The organism is Lentzea nigeriaca, assembly GCF_016907955.1.
GTDB lineage: Bacteria > Actinomycetota > Actinomycetes > Mycobacteriales > Pseudonocardiaceae > Lentzea > Lentzea nigeriaca.
On sequence record NZ_JAFBCX010000002.1, the window covers coordinates 1 to 15,163 of the forward strand.

Annotated in this window: 19 protein-coding genes; 6 read left to right on the forward strand and 13 right to left on the reverse strand. The window is 68.9% G+C overall.

What is annotated here, in order from left to right; genetic code table 11:
• The 6 genes from JOD27_RS06250 to JOD27_RS06275 form a co-directional block, all read right to left on the reverse strand.
• Window positions 1–791 (reverse strand): cupredoxin domain-containing protein (locus JOD27_RS06250; protein ID WP_307829938.1); only part of this gene is annotated, 791 nt, incomplete at its 3' end.
• Between the two features lie 26 nt (window positions 792–817).
• Window positions 818–1,702, reverse strand: a complete 885-nt coding sequence (locus tag JOD27_RS06255) for a CopD family protein (RefSeq protein WP_204761201.1) — start codon at window positions 1,700–1,702, stop codon at window positions 818–820.
• Window positions 1,699–2,259 carry a hypothetical protein gene (locus JOD27_RS06260; protein ID WP_204761202.1) on the reverse strand — a complete coding sequence of 187 codons (561 nt, stop codon included), beginning with the start codon at window positions 2,257–2,259 and terminating at the stop codon, window positions 1,699–1,701. Before JOD27_RS06260 ends, JOD27_RS06255 begins: the two co-directional genes overlap by 4 nt.
• A 245-nt stretch (window positions 2,260–2,504) precedes the next feature.
• Window positions 2,505–4,325, reverse strand: a complete 1,821-nt coding sequence (locus JOD27_RS06265; RefSeq protein WP_204761203.1) for a dynamin family protein — start codon at window positions 4,323–4,325, stop codon at window positions 2,505–2,507.
• Window positions 4,322–4,687, reverse strand: coding sequence for a nucleotide exchange factor GrpE (gene grpE / locus JOD27_RS06270; RefSeq protein ID WP_204761204.1), 366 nt, complete (start codon window positions 4,685–4,687; stop codon window positions 4,322–4,324). Before grpE ends, JOD27_RS06265 begins: the two co-directional genes overlap by 4 nt.
• Complete coding sequence (locus JOD27_RS06275; protein WP_204761205.1) at window positions 4,684–6,186, reverse strand: dynamin family protein; 1,503 nt, start codon at window positions 6,184–6,186, stop codon at window positions 4,684–4,686. Before JOD27_RS06275 ends, grpE begins: the two co-directional genes overlap by 4 nt.
• Window positions 6,187–6,240: 54 nt before the next feature.
• Between JOD27_RS06275 and JOD27_RS06280 the strand changes: the two genes are divergently transcribed.
• Window positions 6,241–6,675: a hypothetical protein gene (locus JOD27_RS06280; protein WP_204761206.1), complete on the forward strand. Its 435-nt coding sequence runs from the start codon at window positions 6,241–6,243 to the stop codon at window positions 6,673–6,675.
• Here JOD27_RS06280 and JOD27_RS06285 read toward each other — a convergent pair.
• Both JOD27_RS06285 and JOD27_RS06290 read right to left on the reverse strand, forming a co-directional pair.
• Window positions 6,660–7,028: a GntR family transcriptional regulator gene (locus JOD27_RS06285; RefSeq protein WP_204761207.1), complete on the reverse strand. Its 369-nt coding sequence runs from the start codon at window positions 7,026–7,028 to the stop codon at window positions 6,660–6,662. The genes JOD27_RS06280 and JOD27_RS06285 overlap by 16 nt on opposite strands.
• Window positions 7,025–7,702: a hypothetical protein gene (locus tag JOD27_RS06290; protein WP_204761208.1), complete on the reverse strand. Its 678-nt coding sequence runs from the start codon at window positions 7,700–7,702 to the stop codon at window positions 7,025–7,027. The genes JOD27_RS06285 and JOD27_RS06290 overlap by 4 nt, the downstream gene beginning before the upstream one ends.
• A gap of 111 nt (window positions 7,703–7,813) precedes the next feature.
• Here JOD27_RS06290 and JOD27_RS06295 point away from each other — a divergent pair, with 111 nt between their 5' ends.
• Window positions 7,814–8,989, forward strand: a complete 1,176-nt coding sequence (locus JOD27_RS06295) for a sensor histidine kinase (protein WP_307829939.1) — start codon at window positions 7,814–7,816, stop codon at window positions 8,987–8,989.
• 9 nt (window positions 8,990–8,998) lie between these two features.
• Window positions 8,999–9,655, forward strand: coding sequence for a response regulator (locus tag JOD27_RS06300; protein WP_204761209.1), 657 nt, complete (start codon window positions 8,999–9,001; stop codon window positions 9,653–9,655).
• Here the strand turns inward: JOD27_RS06300 and JOD27_RS06305 are convergent.
• Genes JOD27_RS06305 through JOD27_RS06315 form a run of 3 tightly spaced genes read right to left on the reverse strand, consistent with a single transcriptional unit; the run spans window position 9,652 to window position 11,562 of the window.
• The gene (locus JOD27_RS06305; RefSeq protein WP_307829940.1) at window positions 9,652–10,572 is read right to left on the reverse strand and encodes an SDR family oxidoreductase; all 921 of its coding nucleotides are present in this window, start codon (window positions 10,570–10,572) and stop codon (window positions 9,652–9,654) included. The genes JOD27_RS06300 and JOD27_RS06305 overlap by 4 nt on opposite strands.
• Entirely contained in the window at window positions 10,556–11,035 is a 480-nt protein-coding gene (locus tag JOD27_RS06310) for a pyridoxamine 5'-phosphate oxidase family protein (RefSeq protein ID WP_204761210.1), read from the reverse strand. The genes JOD27_RS06305 and JOD27_RS06310 overlap by 17 nt, the downstream gene beginning before the upstream one ends.
• Window positions 11,035–11,562: a TetR/AcrR family transcriptional regulator gene (locus JOD27_RS06315; protein WP_204761211.1), complete on the reverse strand. Its 528-nt coding sequence runs from the start codon at window positions 11,560–11,562 to the stop codon at window positions 11,035–11,037. The genes JOD27_RS06310 and JOD27_RS06315 overlap by 1 nt, the downstream gene beginning before the upstream one ends.
• A 48-nt stretch (window positions 11,563–11,610) precedes the next feature.
• Here JOD27_RS06315 and JOD27_RS06320 point away from each other — a divergent pair, with 48 nt between their 5' ends.
• Window positions 11,611–12,399, forward strand: a complete 789-nt coding sequence (locus JOD27_RS06320; RefSeq protein WP_204761212.1) for an HAD family hydrolase — start codon at window positions 11,611–11,613, stop codon at window positions 12,397–12,399.
• Here JOD27_RS06320 and JOD27_RS06325 read toward each other — a convergent pair.
• On the reverse strand, window positions 12,396–13,262 hold the full coding sequence (locus JOD27_RS06325) for a LysR family transcriptional regulator (protein ID WP_204761213.1): 867 nt from the start codon (window positions 13,260–13,262) through the stop codon (window positions 12,396–12,398). The genes JOD27_RS06320 and JOD27_RS06325 overlap by 4 nt on opposite strands.
• A gap of 75 nt (window positions 13,263–13,337) precedes the next feature.
• Between JOD27_RS06325 and JOD27_RS06330 the strand changes: the two genes are divergently transcribed.
• A complete protein-coding gene (locus tag JOD27_RS06330; RefSeq protein WP_204761214.1) occupies window positions 13,338–13,688 on the forward strand; it encodes a darcynin family protein in 351 nt (116 codons plus the stop codon).
• On the opposite strand, the gene JOD27_RS06335 is transcribed toward JOD27_RS06330, so the two are convergent.
• The gene (locus JOD27_RS06335; RefSeq protein WP_204761215.1) at window positions 13,685–14,119 is read right to left on the reverse strand and encodes a PPOX class F420-dependent oxidoreductase; all 435 of its coding nucleotides are present in this window, start codon (window positions 14,117–14,119) and stop codon (window positions 13,685–13,687) included. The genes JOD27_RS06330 and JOD27_RS06335 overlap by 4 nt on opposite strands.
• Window positions 14,120–14,251: 132 nt before the next feature.
• Here JOD27_RS06335 and JOD27_RS06340 point away from each other — a divergent pair, with 132 nt between their 5' ends.
• On the forward strand, window positions 14,252–15,163 hold the full coding sequence (locus JOD27_RS06340; RefSeq protein WP_204761216.1) for an ABC transporter ATP-binding protein: 912 nt from the start codon (window positions 14,252–14,254) through the stop codon (window positions 15,161–15,163).

Here is a 15,163-nt window from a genome sequence, read left to right on the forward strand (position 1 = left end):
GCCTTGACGTAGTTGTCGAACGCCAACGCGTCCTGCGCCTGCTGCAGCGGCGACGTCTCCAGATGCGCCGCCTTCACGTGCGCGATGAACGGCGCCAGCACGTCACGGTCGAGCGACGAGCTGAGAACCGGGTCGAGCATCTGTTCCAGCAGCACGGTGTGCGCCTTGACGTAGTTGTCGAACGCCAACGCGTCCTGCGCCTGCTGCAGCGGCGACGTCTCCAGATGCGCCGCCTTCACGTGCGCGATGAACGGCGCGAGTGCTTCCTTCTTGACGCACTCGGGCGTACCCGTCGGCACTGTCGTCGTCGGGGTGGGGTGCGTGGTCGGGTGGCTGGTCGGTGGAGTGGTGGTCGTCGGCGACGGCGGTGTGGTCGTCGTGCTGCCGTTGACCGTGACCGACGCCTTCATGTCCGGGTGGATCGAGCAGTAGTACGAGTAGGTGCCCGGCTTGGTGAACGTGTAGGTGTAGGTCTGGCCCTGCTGGAGCGTGGGCGAGGTGAACTTCTCCGGGCCGTTGGTGACGACCACGTTGTGCGGTGCGGTGTCGTGGTTCGTCCAGACGACGGTGTCGCCCGCGTTGATGGTGAGCGTGGCCGGTTGGAACGCGTAGCCCATGATCTCGACGTTCGTCGACGACTGCTGGGCTGCCGGCGCGGCCTCGCCCTGTTGGGCTGCGAGGTCGACGCCGACCGGAGCCGCCTGGCCGGGGCCTGCCAGGCTCAGGCACAGCGCGGTTCCTGCTATGCCGAGTGCCGCTACCAGCACGGCGAACCGGTTTCCCTTGTCCACAGTGGAATTCCCTTTCTTCTGCACGGTCAGCGACCGGGTCCGGTCGTGACGAGGAAGGCGGCCACCCCGAGCACTGCGACGGCGAGAACCGCCTCGGCGGTGACCGAGAGCGCGAGCGCGCGGGTGGTCGGGGCGACGCTCAGCCGCCGGTCCACCCAGGTCTTGCTCGCGAGTCCGAGGAGCAGCAGCACGGCGAAGAGGCCGAGCTTGAGCAACAGGAGTTGCCCGTAGCCGGTGTGCAGCAACGAGTTCACCGAACCGACCAGTCGCCATGCGAGCAGCGCGCCCGCCACCGTGAGCACCGCGACGGAGACCATCGCGAGCCTCGAGTAGCGCGGCAGCACCGCGGTGAGCACGTCGCGGTCGCGGGCGGGCAGGACGGCGAGCAGCAACACCAGCAGCCCGCCGACCCACACGCAGACGACCAGCAGGTGCACGAACACGACCGCCTGTCCCCAGCCGGGCAGGTCGAGGGCGTGGCCGGTCATCCCGTTGGTGCGCAACACACCGAGCGCGACCACGCCCGCGCCGACGCGCCACGACCACGACGTGGCCGCCTGCGCGCCGCGCCGGGACAGGTCGGCCAGCACGACCACCGCGAGCAGCCACAACAGCGCGCGGGCGAACCACACCCGGCCGAACGGGGCGTCGAACAGCGGTACCAGCACCGACGGGTCGAGCGCGGCGGACGGCGGTTTTCCCGCGACCCAGGCGGCGTTGAGGGCGAGACTCGCGACGGTGCCGGCGAAGCCGCACAGCCAGCCGAACGCGATCAGCCGCCTCGCACGTGCGGTGTCCGCGCCATCCGGCCACAACAGCGCGATGAACGCCAGGCCGCCGACGAAGAGCGTCGTGCCGAGGTAGTCGAACGACCTGGCGAACAGGAACCACGACTTCGCCGCCTCGGTCATGGCGTGTCCAGCAGTGCCGTGACCCGGTCGGTCTTCTCGTCCACGACGAGCGAGCACGTCGTGCCGAGCAGGTCGTCGAGCAGGTCGAGGGGGTCACCGAGCAGCGGAAGCTCCACAAGGGACAGCCGCTCTGCCTTCTTCGTGCCTGCCGGGAGTTCGTGCACGACCGGGAGTTCGTCGAGCAGCGACAGCAATCCCAGCTGCCGCAGCAACTTGGTGATCGCCCCGGCGTCACAGGGTTGGTGAGGCTCGGTCGCGGGCGGCTTCGTCGTCGGCGGAGGTGTGGTCGGATGTGGACGCTCGGGCGCCGGAACGTGCGGTCCCGCAGGCACGTGCGGCATCGGGGCCGGGTTGTGCGCCACCGGCTGCGGCACGGGGACGGCGGGCTGGTGCGGCTGCCCGGTCGGCGACGGGACCGGCGCCTGTGCGTGGTGGTCCTGCTGGCTGACCGTGCTCTGCGCCGGCGGGATGCGCCCGATGCCCGACGCGAACCCGAGCACGACGACGACGGTGCCCACGAGGGTCGCCGCCACCACCTGGTCTCGCTGCAGCTTCATATTCGGCAGCGAAGCAGTTCGCCCGTTAACGGCGATTCCCATTTAGTGACGCAATCGTGAACTAGCTTGCTCACTCGTTTTGTAGCAAGGCGTGCGCACGCAGAAACGCTGAATTAAGTTGCGCCAACAAGAACGTCTTGACCAGGCAAAATGAGCATCGCTCGATTAATTCTATTCGATCGTCCAGATGAATTGGACAGTAACCCGTACCCATGCGTCGAACCGCTCGTTGAAACCTCTCGGCCTCACGCCCGATCGCGCACGGACCTGATCCGGCCGAGCAGTTCCTCCGCCTTGGCGCGGCCCGACTCGACCTCGGCGAGCTGCCTCGTCACGGACTGCAGTTCGCGGCCGCGTTCACCGGCCTCCATCCGCAGCGCCTTGTCGACCTCGCGCAGTTCCGCCTCGATCGCCTCGATGCGCTTGGCGAGGGCCTCGTCCAATGCGAGCGACAGGGCCTGCTCCGCCTCGATCAGCTGCTCGGCCGCCAGTTGGTCCACTGTGGAGCGTGCGTCGGCGATGGCGTCCGAGAGCCATTGCTTGACGTGCTGCTTCTCCGCGGTGTGGGTGCGGGTGCGCGCCATCCACCAGCCCGCGCCGAGGCCCAGGGCGATGGTCACCGGAAGGACGACGGGGTTCAGCACCGCGATGCCGAGGCCCGCCAGCGGCATGACGGCCAGCTTGCCCGCGCCGAGGCCGCCGGAGACGCCCATGAAGACGAGGAGCTTGTCCTCGGCTGTCGGTGGGCGCTTTTCCTTGGGGCGCAACACGACAGGGGGTTGCTCGCCGCGGGCGAACTGGCCGCGGATCAACGTCAGCTCCTCGGCGCTGAACAGCGTCGCGAGCACCGCGTCGGTCACCTGGGCGAGGCGCACGGACAGCGCCGTGGAGATGCGGCCCGACACGACCTGCAGGGCCGTGTCGACCTGTTGGGGCAGCGCGGCCAGGGCTGCGCGGTCGGCCGTGTCGATGGCCTGGCGGTACCAGGTCTGCAGGTCGCGCATCTGGCGCGAGATCTCGTGGGAGTTCTCCACGCGGGCGCGTTGGATCTCGCCGCGCAGGCGGACCTGCCAGCCTCGGGTCGAAGAGCGGCGTTCGGTCTGCAGTTCCTCGCGACGGGCCCGCAGAACAGCTGCTTCGTCCTCGCCCACGGACAGAGCGCGCTTCTCGTGTTCCAGGCGGACGACGAGCTCGTCCAGGACCGTCGACAACGCGCGCAGGGCGTTGGCCTCGGCCAGCATTCCGGCGCGACCGGCCACCAGCTCCTGCAACGCGGTCTGCAGGGCGGCGATGCCGGAACGTTCACGGAGCATCGCGGCGGCGTCCGGGTTCGGGGCCTGGGCCGCCATCTCGAACATGCGGGACGACACCGGGTGGAAGAGGGCCTCGGCGAAGCGCGGGGCGTGCTCGGCCAGCAGGGCGCGGTCGGCGTCGAGGACCTGGCGCCAGCCGCGGTACTGGTCGGTCTTGGTCAGCGCGAAGACGACGGTTTCTACGCGGTCGCCGACGCGCTTGAGGAAGTCCAGTTCGCCTCGGGTGAAGGGCGACGAGGCGTCCACGACGAAAACCAGGGCCGTGGCCGAGGTGACGGCTTCGAGCGCCAGCTCGCCGTGCACCGACTCCAGGCCACCGACGCCCGGAGTGTCCACAACGGACATTCGTTCCAGCAACGGGATCGGCGCGTCGACCTCGACGTAGCGCGGGGGCAGCTCGCCCTCCGGCAGTTCGTGGGCCGCGGAGACCCAGTTGATCAACGCGGGCAGCGGGAACGTCACCGGGGCCAGCTGGCCCGGATAACAGGCGCGGGCGGCCCAGTCGGGACCGTGCTGGAAGACCAGGTAGGTGGAGGTGGCCACGTCGGCGTCGACCGGGGACAGGCCTGGAGTGGCCAGCAGGGCGTTGACCAGGGACGACTTGCCGCGGTTGGTTTCCCCGACGATCACCACGGACGACACTTCCGGAGCAGAGCGGCGAGTGACCCAGTCGGCCATCGACGGGTCGAGCTCGCGCACGAGAGAGGTGAGACGTTCGCGCGTCTGCCGGACGGTCTGGGGAAGTGTGCTCATCGGGCCGTGTAGACCGTCACGATCGGAGCCCGCAGCACCCGTCCGCGGTCGCAGAAGCCCGGCACCTCGGTCTCGGCGACCAAGCCCTGCAGCGAGGCGTCATCGGTCGGCACCGTGCCGGCCGCCTCGTGCACCGACGGGTCGAACCGCTCTCCGTCGGCCCGCACAGCCACGACCCCTATGGTCGACAGGCCTTCCTCGATCCGTTCGACCACGCCCGAACTGGCGCGGTCCAGCGCGTACAGGCACAGCTGGACCAGCGCGCGGCGTTCGGCCAGCGCCTGGTCGAGCAGCTCGTCGGCAATGGTCTCCACACCGTCGTCCGACGCCACACCGGTGGGATCGGTTCCATTCACGCTCATCGGTGCCCCCCAGCACGTAGTTGCTGCCAGATGAGGAAATACGCCCTGTGAACGACGTGCGCCACTCGAGCCTGCGCCGGCGTCGCGCCGAACGAGGCGTACGACCGCCACCAACCGGCCCGTTCCAGCGCGTACGCGACCAGCTCCGGCAACGGCCGGCCGGTCAGACCCAGCTGACCGGGCACGTCCGGGGTACTGCCGACGCGCAGCACCTCCTCCGTCAGGTCGGGCGCCAGCGTCACCGCGCCGGACGAGACCAGCGTCAACGCCTCCAGCAGCCGCAGCTGATGAGCTTCCGGCCTGGCCAGCAGCACCTCGATCGCGTCGTGCACGCGCTGCCGTTCGCCGGGATCGCCGGAGGCCAGCGACGTGACCGACGCCAGTGCGGCCGCGGCCTTGATGCCGTCGGCCCGTGCGCGGAACACCGCGTCCAGCCGTCCACGCACCGCGGCGAACCCGGAGGCGTCGAACAGCACCCGCCGCAACGCACCGGCGGTCAGCGCGGGCTCGGCGTCCAGCGCCGCGAGAGCACGGCCGATGCCGTAGAGGTCGAGCTTCTCCAGCAACCTCGACCGCACACCCGTCGGGACGTCGCAGTCCCAGGACGTGAAGAGGTCCGCGGACATCAGCATCATCGTGCGGGTGTCCGCGTCCAGGGCCGCCAGCTGCCGCAACGCCTCCGCGTCCGCCGACGTGAACTCCCCGGTCTCCGCCGACTCCGCGAGCAGGCTGATCACCGGCAGCACGTCGGCGACCCGCGGCTTCAGCAGCGCCGCCTGCTTTCCCGCCAGGATCTCCGCGGCCCGCCAGACGTCGCCGTCCGCCCCCTCGACGGTTTCCGGCGCCACGGCGTCGACCTTGTTCAACGCGGCGATGGCGTTGACCGGCCCTGCCTCACGGGAGGCTGTCGCGGCGGTGAACGCGGCCAACGCCGAGTGGTCGTCCGCGCGGATGCCCTGCGTCACGACGTACAGAACGGCCTCGGCACCCGCTACAGCGTTGCGGGACACGGGATCCAGCAGTTCCTCGGTGCGCGCGACCGAGGCCGCGTCCAGCGAACCGAGACCAGGCGTGTCGATGACCGTGAAGTCACGCAGCACCGCGTTCGTCAGGTACGCCTCGATGTGCGAAACGTCATCCACGCCAAGAGAAGCGGGAATCATGCCGTTGGCGTCGAACGGCAACACCTGCCGTCGGCCGTCCCGCAGCACCACTTCGATGCGGTCGACCGTGCCGTACTGATAGCGCGTGACGAGCCGGGTGCACTCACCGACGTCCGTGGGCGCGACCCGGCGTCCGATCAACGCGTTCACCAGCGTCGACTTACCGGACTTGATCCGCCCGGCCACCGCCACCTGCAACGGGGCGTGCAGACGCCGCAACACTTCCTGGAAACCGAGAGCGGTCTGCTGGGAAACCTGCGGTTGCAGGGCTGCACACAATTGGGCCACCGCCGCGCACAGCGGTCCGGCCAGTTGTTGTCCCTGCAGCGCCGTCACGGGCACTGATCGTGCCACGGTTTGTGTGCGTGTGTGCGCGGGTAGCCACAGCCCATGGAAGACAGCTACGTGACGTTCCTAGTGCTGGGGATCGTCCTGGTCGTCATCGACGGCCAGCTGATCTACCACAGCGGCAGGGGCTATCTGAAACGCGCCTACGACGACGAAGAAGCCACCTCGATGATCCGGCTCGCGGTGGTGTTGTTCCACCTCGTCGTACTGGGCTTGCTCGCGCTGGTGTCGCTCATCAGCGTCGAGACCGGAAACGCCACCAAGGATGTCGTGATGAAGCTCGGCATCGTCCTGTTGCTGCTGGCACTGGCGCACGGCGTCACGATGGCGATCCTGGCCAGGATTCGGGATCGCCAGCTCCAGCAGCAGCTCGCGGACCAGATGGCCGAGGAGCACCGGATCTACGAGGAACGCCACGCGCACGTCGGCGAACCGCGACCCGCACCGAAGATCGAGTCGCCTTACTCAGCCACGTAGTGGGCACGCACGGCGTCCAGCGCCTCCCCCTCGCTGGCGCCGAGCGACCGAGCGACGGCGACGAACTCCGCCGCTGCGGCGGAGAGCGGGTCCGGTGAATGCGAAGGCAGGGCAGCCACGACGGTGCCCTGCCTTCGTCCTGTCATGAGGACGCCCTCGGTCTCCAGCTCGCGGTACGCCCGCGCGACGGTGCCGGCCGCCAGGCCGAGGTCGGCGGCGAGCTGGCGGATCGTCGGCAACCGCGACCCGACGGGCAACACGCCACCGCTGATCAACCGGACCAGCTGGTCGCGCACCTGACGCCAGGGCGCCACACCGTTCTCGAGGTCAACGACGATTCTGGGAGCTGTCACCAGAAGATCTTCTTGGACACGTAGTTCGTGTTGGCCATCGCTATCCACGCCAGCAGGCAGACGAGGTCGAACCAACCACCGACCAGCGCACCGACCACGGCCGCGCCGAGTCCTGCGGACACGTGCACGCTCCGGGTGCGCAGAGCCCGATCGACCTGCTCGTCACCGTCGGCGGGCCGGGTGACCGCGGCCCAGGTGACCACGGCGACCGCGCCGACGGACACGACCAGCGCGGGCAGCTGCCCGATCCGCATGTCGACGAGCAGCAGGACGATCCCGATCGCCACGATTGCCGCGTACACGATCAGCACGTACTGGGAGGCGATGTCGAACAGGCCGCGTGGGGTGAGCGAGGCCACCCGCCGCCGTCCGCCGCGACGCAGCTGCGTCGCGATCAACTCGGCGAGCAGCGTGCCGCCGAGCACGATGGCGACGAGCGAGCCGATGCCACGGTCGCTGACGAACGGCACGAGCGACAGCACCGCGTAGAGCACCGGATAGAGCAGCCGACGTCGTTTCAGGTACCGGATCGCATCGTCGATCTGCGCGGGCGTCGGGTCCTTCACCCGCCAGCTCTTCAGCAGCCGCTTGCCGGTCGACCGCGTCGGCCAGAGGAAGTAGAGCAACAACAATCCCGTGCCAGCAGCGATCACCATGTCCAGCAGCACGCGCACCCCCGTGAGTTTTGTACCAACCCCTCGACACAATAACTCACACCGGAGTCGTAGACGACGTCATTCCGTGGCGCGACGCGCGGAAGTTCGGCCCGCACCTAACCTTGTCCGGTGCGGCGGTTCAGCCTGTGGATGAAGGCTCACCCGGCGTTCGGGGACTCCCTGATCGCCGGGCTCTTGCTGTTGTTCGACATGGCGGTCGCGGTCTCCGCGGTCGATCGCGGGGTGTCGTTCTCCGCGTACCTCGCCGTCACACTCCTGATGCTCGGGCCGCTGCCGTTCCGCCGCTACCACCCGCTCGGCACCAGCTACCTGATCCTCGCGGGCGGGTTCCTGCAGCTCTTCACACACGGCGGCGAGGGCGGCATCCCGGTCCGCATGTCGGACTTCGCCCTGGCCATCGCGCTGTACACGCTCGTCGCGTACATCGGCCGCAAGTCCGCGTTGATCTACTCGGGCTGGCTGCTCGCGGGCACGCTGCTGTGGGCGGTCTTCCGGATCGCCGAGATCCAGGCCGTGTTCCTGGTGTTCATGGTCTTCGTGATCTTCGGTTTCAGCTGGGCGATGGGCGAGTTCATCGGTGCCCGCCGCGCCTACCAGAGCGAGCTGGAACAACGACTCAAGCTGCTGGAGACCGAACGCGACCAGCAGGCCAAGATCGCGGTCGGCGAGGAGCGCTCCCGGATCGCCCGCGAGCTGCACGACGTGGTCGCGCACTCGGTGAGCGTCATGATCGTCCACGCGGACGGCGCCGCCTACACGATCAGGACGCAACCGGAGGTCGCCGAGAACGCGGTCCGCACGATCGCGGAGACCGGCCGCCTCGCACTGACCGAGATGCGGCGCCTGCTGGGCGTGCTGCGCAGCGAGGACGCCGAGACGCAGTGGGCACCGCAACCCGACGCGCGAGGCGTCGTCGAGCTCGCCGAGAACACCCGTGCGGCCGGGGTGCCGGTGCGGCTGGAGATCACCGGCGACGTGGACGACCTGCCCGCCGGTGTCGGCCTCAGCATCTACCGGATCGTGCAGGAAGCGCTGACGAACACCATCAAGCACGCCGGCGCGGGCACGACGGCGTTGGTGCGCCTGGCCCGCACACCGGAGGAGCTGCGACTCGAGGTGATCGACAACGGCTTCGGCACACCGCACGACGTGGTCAAGGTGTCCGGTGGCAACGGACTGATCGGCATGAGGGAAAGGGCTGCGGTGCTGGGAGGCGAGTTCGAGGCAGGCCCCAACCCCGGCGGGGGCTGGCGCGTGCGGGCGAGCTTCCCGCTGGCCGCATAGGGTGATCACGTGATTCGGGTGCTGCTGGTCGACGACCAGGAACTCATGCGCATGGGCTTCCGCATGGTGCTGGGAGCGCAGGAGGACATCGACGTCGTCGGCGAGGCCGCCGACGGTCTCGACGCGGTGCAGATGGCCGACAAGCTGCGCCCCGACGTCGTGCTGATGGACGTCCGCATGCCCGTGCTGGACGGCGTGGAGGCGACCAAGCGCATCACCGAGGCCGAAACAGCCAAGGTGCTGGTCATGACCACGTTCGACATGGACGAGTACGCGTTGTCGGCGTTGCGCAACGGCGCCAGCGGGTTCCTGCTGAAGGACACGCCGCCGTCCGACCTCGTGTCGGCTCTGCGCGCGGTCGCGTCAGGCGACGCGGTGGTCTCGCCGTCCGTGACGAAGCGGCTGCTGGGCCGGTTCCTCGGTGACGGCGGCGGTGAGCTGCGCGACGCGACTGTGCTGGACGTGCTGACCGAACGCGAGCGCGAGGTGCTCGTGCTGATCGCGAAGGGCCTGTCCAACACGGAGATCGCCCGCAAGCTCTTCCTGTCGGAGGCGACGGTGAAGACGCACGTCGGGCGGATCCTCGCGAAGCTGGAGCTGCGAGACCGGGTGCAGGCCGTGGTGCTCGCCTACGAGACCGGTCTCGTCCGCCCCGGCGACGCCTAGCGGTACTGCTCCGGGTCGGCGTCCACGATCGTCCCGGCGATCCGCGGCTTCACGACGTCGTCCCACCACCGGCCCCAGTCGGGCTGCGAGCCGTCGAGGTCGGTGAACCCGTACTCGCGCTTGAGCCGCCACGACGACAGGCACTGCCCGGCGAACCGCTTGCGGTCGGGGTCGGCTGCGAGGTGTGCGATACCGCGGCCGAGGTAGTGCGGCGTCTCGGACAACGCGTAGTCCGGCACCTTCTCGATCGCGTCACGCCAGTTCGCCTCGGTGACGCCGAACGTCTCCAGCATCTGCTCGGAGCGCAGGAACCCTGGCGTTGCCGCCACAGCGGTCACGTTCGGGTGGTCCCTGAGGTCCTTCGCCAGCACCTCGCCGAACCGTCGCACGGTGTTCTTCACGGCGTCGTAGGCGAGGTTCACGAAGTACGCCTCGCCGTCCTCGCCGTCGGTCACCTCGACCACGAGCCCGTTGTCGGACCGGATCACGAGCGGCATCAGCTTGTGCAGCGCCACGAGGTGCGACTCGACGCCGTTGCGCCACATGTGGAGCTGCCGGTCGAGGTCGTGCTCCCAGAACTTGCCCCACTCGACGAGGTTCTCGCCGCCCCAGGCGTTGTCGACGAAGATGTCGAGCCGGTCGATCCGCGCCGCGAAAGCGTCCACATCGGACGGATCGGTGAAGTCGCAGCGGATGGCGATCCCCTCGCCGCCGGCCTTGGTGACCAGGTCCGCGGTGTCCTCGATCGTCTCGGAACGGCCGACTTCCGACTGTTGCGTGCGCGTCGTGCGGCCGCCGACGAACACCGTCGCCCCCGCCGCACCCAGCTCGACCGCGATCGCCCGGCCGGCACCCCTCGTGGCGCCCGTGACGACGGCGACCCTGCCGCTCAGATCAGGTTCACTTCTTGGCGACACGGCGGATTCCCCTTCCCTCGTGCCAGGACAGGACGACCATCTCGTCGCCCTCGACGGTGAGCGACACGACCTCGGTGACGTCCATCCGGAACAGGTCGAGCTCGCCGCCCTCCGGCATCCACCCCGTGCGGTCGTAGAGGTCCTTGAGGTACTGCTCCTTGTCGGTCCAGAACTCGGCCGTCCCGCTGATCTTCGCGTCACCTCCCTCGGTCATCGAGGCCGTGGTCGTGGTGCAGTGCAACGAAAATCGCGGATCACGCCGCAGATCCCGCGACTTCAGCGAGTCGAGCATCATGCCGACCCACAGTTCACCCCGTGCGAAGTCCGGTTCCACGCCGCTGATCCGCGGCGAGCCGTCCTTGCGCAGGGTCGCGATCAGCGCGTGCCGGTCCGCGGCGAACCTGCCCTCCGCGAACGCGGCCAGGCCGGGCTGTTCGGCCGTGAACTCGGCCCAGGTAGCCATCAGCGCATCCCCTTCAACACCAGGTCGATGTCTTCCTCCATGCGTGCCAACAGTTCCCCCCGTGGTCGGATCGACCAGTCCATCGCGATCCCGTACACCAGCGCGGCCAGCACGCGAGCCGCGTTGGACGGCAGGTCTTCCGCCGCGCACAGGACCTCCAGCTCCGACTCCAGCACCGCGTAGTGCCTGGCCAGCAACGCCCGCAGTTCCGCGTCGATGAGGTCGACACCCAGCTGCGCCAGGTTGTTCGTCGCGACGACCGGATCGGCCAGCCGGTCGAACCAGGTCAGCAACGCCTCGCGCACCGTGCCCGCCTCCCGCATCCGGCGGGCGACCTCCTCGGTCCCGGCTCGGGTCAGCGCCTGCAGCAGGCCGCTCTTCGACCCGAACCGCTTCGCCACCGCGCCGACCGACACCCCGGCCTCCGCCGCCACGTCCGCGACCGTGAACTCCGGTCCGCGCCGGTCGATCACCGTCGCAGTTGCACTGAGGATCCGCTCGTCGGAGATGGTGCGAGGTCGTGCCACACCATTAGTGAACCACAATTCACTAACCTTCGCATAGGGTGGCTCCATGTGAACTGGAGACCGCGTTTGGTGGCCCTGGACATCGACGGAACCCTGACCCCTGTCGGCTCGAACGACATCTCACCCGCGGTGAAGGCCGCCGTCACACGTGTGGCGGAACACGGCACTCAAGTCGTGCTGTGCACCGGCCGCAGCCTCATCGGCACCACACCCGTCGCCCCGCAACTGCCCGCCTCGCTCGCGCTGTGCTCGAACGGCGCGGTGTGGTGGAACCCGGTCAGCGACGAGATCCTCAAGCACACGACGTTCGAACCGGGCCCGACGATCAAGACGCTGCAGGCGCTGTTGCCCGGCGCGGTGTTCGCGGTCGAGCAGACCGGCGTCGGCAACCTCTCGCTCGGCGAGTTCCTGCCCGGTGACCTGTGGGGCGTGACGACTCCGGCGACGTTCGACGAGATCGCCGCCACGCCGACCGCCCGGCTCGTCATGCGCTGGCTCGACCGCGCACCCGCCGAGCTCGCGTTCGCCGTGCGGGAGCTGGAACTGCCGGGCGTCTCGTGGCACGTCGACCACACCGAGGCGTGGCTGACGGTGGTGCCACCCGACGTGACGAAGGGCCAGGCACTGGAGGAACTGCGGGTCTCACTGGGCATCAGCGCCGAGGACACGCTCGCGATCGGCGACGGGTCCAACGACGTCGAGATGCTGCGGTGGGCCGCGCTCGGGATCGCGATGGGTCAGGCGCCGGCGACGGTGCAGGAGGTGGCCGACGAGGTCACCGCGACCGTGCTGGAGGACGGCGCGGCGGTGGCGTTGGAGCGGTTCTTCCCGGCCTAGACGCAGGCCTGGATCGTCTCGCGCAGCCAGCGCTGCGCGGGATCGGCGTCGAGCCGGGCGTGCCAGCGCAGGCGGATCTCGACCTCCGGCAGCTCCGCGTTGATCGGGAACCAGCGCAGGATGCCGGAGTACTGCTCGGCGAGACGGTGTGAGACGAGGCCGATGTAGTCGCTCGACGCCACCAGCTGGACGGCGGCCGAGTAGAACGGCACGACAGCGGCGACGTGCCGGTGCAGGCCTGCGGCTTGCAGCGCCACGTCCAGCGGGCCGCGCACCCGGCCCCGGCGCGACACCGAGACGTGCGGGTAGCGGCAGAGCTGCCTGAGCGTGGGGCGGTTGCCGAGCGGGCTGTCGGCGCGGACGATGCCGACCATCCGTTCGCGGAAGAGCACGACGGACCGGATGTCGGACTCGCTGTCGTCGCCGGCGCCGATGTCGAGGTCGACCGAGCCGTCGCGCAACGCCTCGGCGCTCTCGTCGCCCTCGGGCACGAACCGCAGCACCACGCCGGGCGCCTGCGCGGCCACGGCGTTGACCAGCGGAGTCACCACGCCTTCGCCCACCCGGATGGTGAACGTACGGCGCAGCTCGCCGGGGTCGAGCTCCTTGGCGTTGATCAACGCGGAGGCCTCGTCCAGCAGCGAGCGGACTCTCGGTGCGACGCGCAGCGCGTACGGCGTCGGTGCCATCCCCCGCCCGGCGCGGACCAGGATCGGGTCGTTCATCGCCCGCCGCAGCCTCGCCAACGCCCTGCTGGTCGCCGGGATGGACAGGTGGAGGCGCTCGGCCGCGGTGGTGACGCTGCTGTCCTGCAGGAGTGCGTCGAACACGCGCAGCAGGTTCAGATCGAGCTGGTCCGGCATCTTTGCATCGTATGCAACTCTGCCTTGCAGAAGTTGCGTGGCACGAAAGGCTGGCGCGCTCCTAGCGTCGTGACCATGACATTCGAAGCGAAGCTCACCGCGTTCATGCTCATCAAGGCCACCCCGAAGTGGCTGTCCCTCACCGTCCCGCAGCGGTTCGAGGCGTTCGAGACCGAGATCCTCCCCGTGCTGAGGGAGAAGGTCGACGGCGTGCGATCGCGCTTCTACGACACGGAGTTCTACTCGGTGCGCGTGAGCGACATCTGGGTGTGGGAAGCGCGCGACCACGAGTCGTACCAGCTACTCGTGGACGCGCTGCGGGAAACCCCGTTCTGGGACCACTACTTCGAGGTGGTCGATCTGCTGATCGGCGTGGAGGACGCGTACGCCAAGAACACCGGCCGCGAACCCGTTGCCACCGTCTAGTCCGAGACGTTGACCCTGGCGACGACCTTGTCGACCTTGACCCTCACGACCATCTCGCCGGGCACGCCGTTGCGTTCGGCGTAGTGGTCGGCCTGGTCGTCGCCCATGTAGCGCGCGGCGGTGCGCCCCGCCCAGTACTTCAGCTGCTCGGGATCCTCGTCCACCTGGGCGCGGCCCGTGATGGTCACGAAGTTGAAGGGCGGGGTCTCGTCGTCGAAGCAGAGCGCCACACGGCCGTCGCGCAGGATGGACTTGCCCTTGATGGTGTCGCGGGCGGTCAGGAAGACGACGTCCGGTCCGTCGAGGTCCACCCACACCGGGGCGACGTGCGGGCTGCCGTCCTTGCGGGTGACGGCGAGTTTGCCGGTGCGGGCGGGCTTGGCCAGCACGAACTCGCGCCACCAGCCTTCTGGAGCTTCCGTGTAACCCATGAGAAGCATTCAACTACGACTCAGGTAGCGCCACAGTACGACTGAAGTTGACGGTGGTCGCAGACCGCCGGGCGATGTGGGCTGACCCCTCGGAGCGGGAGAGTTCTCCCGACACCGAGAGGGGAAACGCTGATGATCGAGGCAATCGGCCTCACCAAGAGATACGGCAGGACGGTCGCGGTCGACGACCTGTCGTTCACCGTCCAACCTGGACGGGTGACCGGGTTCCTCGGTCCGAACGGCGCGGGCAAGTCCACCACGATGCGGATGATGCTGGGGCTCGACCGACCGACGGCAGGCCGCGTGCTGATCGACGGGAAGCCCTACGACCAGCTGCACCGTCCACTGCGGACGGTCGGCGCCCTGCTCGACGCCAAGTGGGTGCACCCCAACCGGTCGGCGCGGTCGCATCTGAAGTGGCTCGCCGTCTCCAACGGACTGCCCGCCAAGCGCGTGGACGCGGTGCTGGAAGCGGTCGGTCTCACGCAGGTCGCCGGCAAGAAGGCCGGCGGGTTCTCGCTCGGCATGTCACAGCGGCTGGGAATCGCGGCGGCACTGCTCGGCGACCCGAAGGTGCTGCTGTTCGACGAGCCCGTCAACGGCCTGGACCCGGAGGGCATCCTCTGGATCCGCACGTTCATGCAGAACCTCGCCGCCGAGGGGCGCACGGTCCTGGTGTCGAGCCACCTGCTGTCCGAGATGGCGCTGACCGCGAGCGAGCTCGTGGTGATCGGCAAGGGGAAGCTGATCACCCAGAGCTCCACGGCCGAGTTCATCGACCGCTCGACGGGTAACTCGGTGCTCGTGCGCAGTCCTCAGTTGTTCAAGCTCGGTCCGCTGCTCGTGGACAAGGGCTTCACGGTTCGTGACGGCGCGGACGGGGCGTTGTCCGTATCGGGTGCCACGAGTGACCAGATCGGTGACATCGCCGCCGCCAACGGTGTGGTGCTGCACGAGTTGAGCCCTCAGCGCGGTTCGCTGGAAGAGGCATTCATGCAGCTGACCGGCGACGCTGTCGAGTACCACGCAGAGATCGGGAAGTGA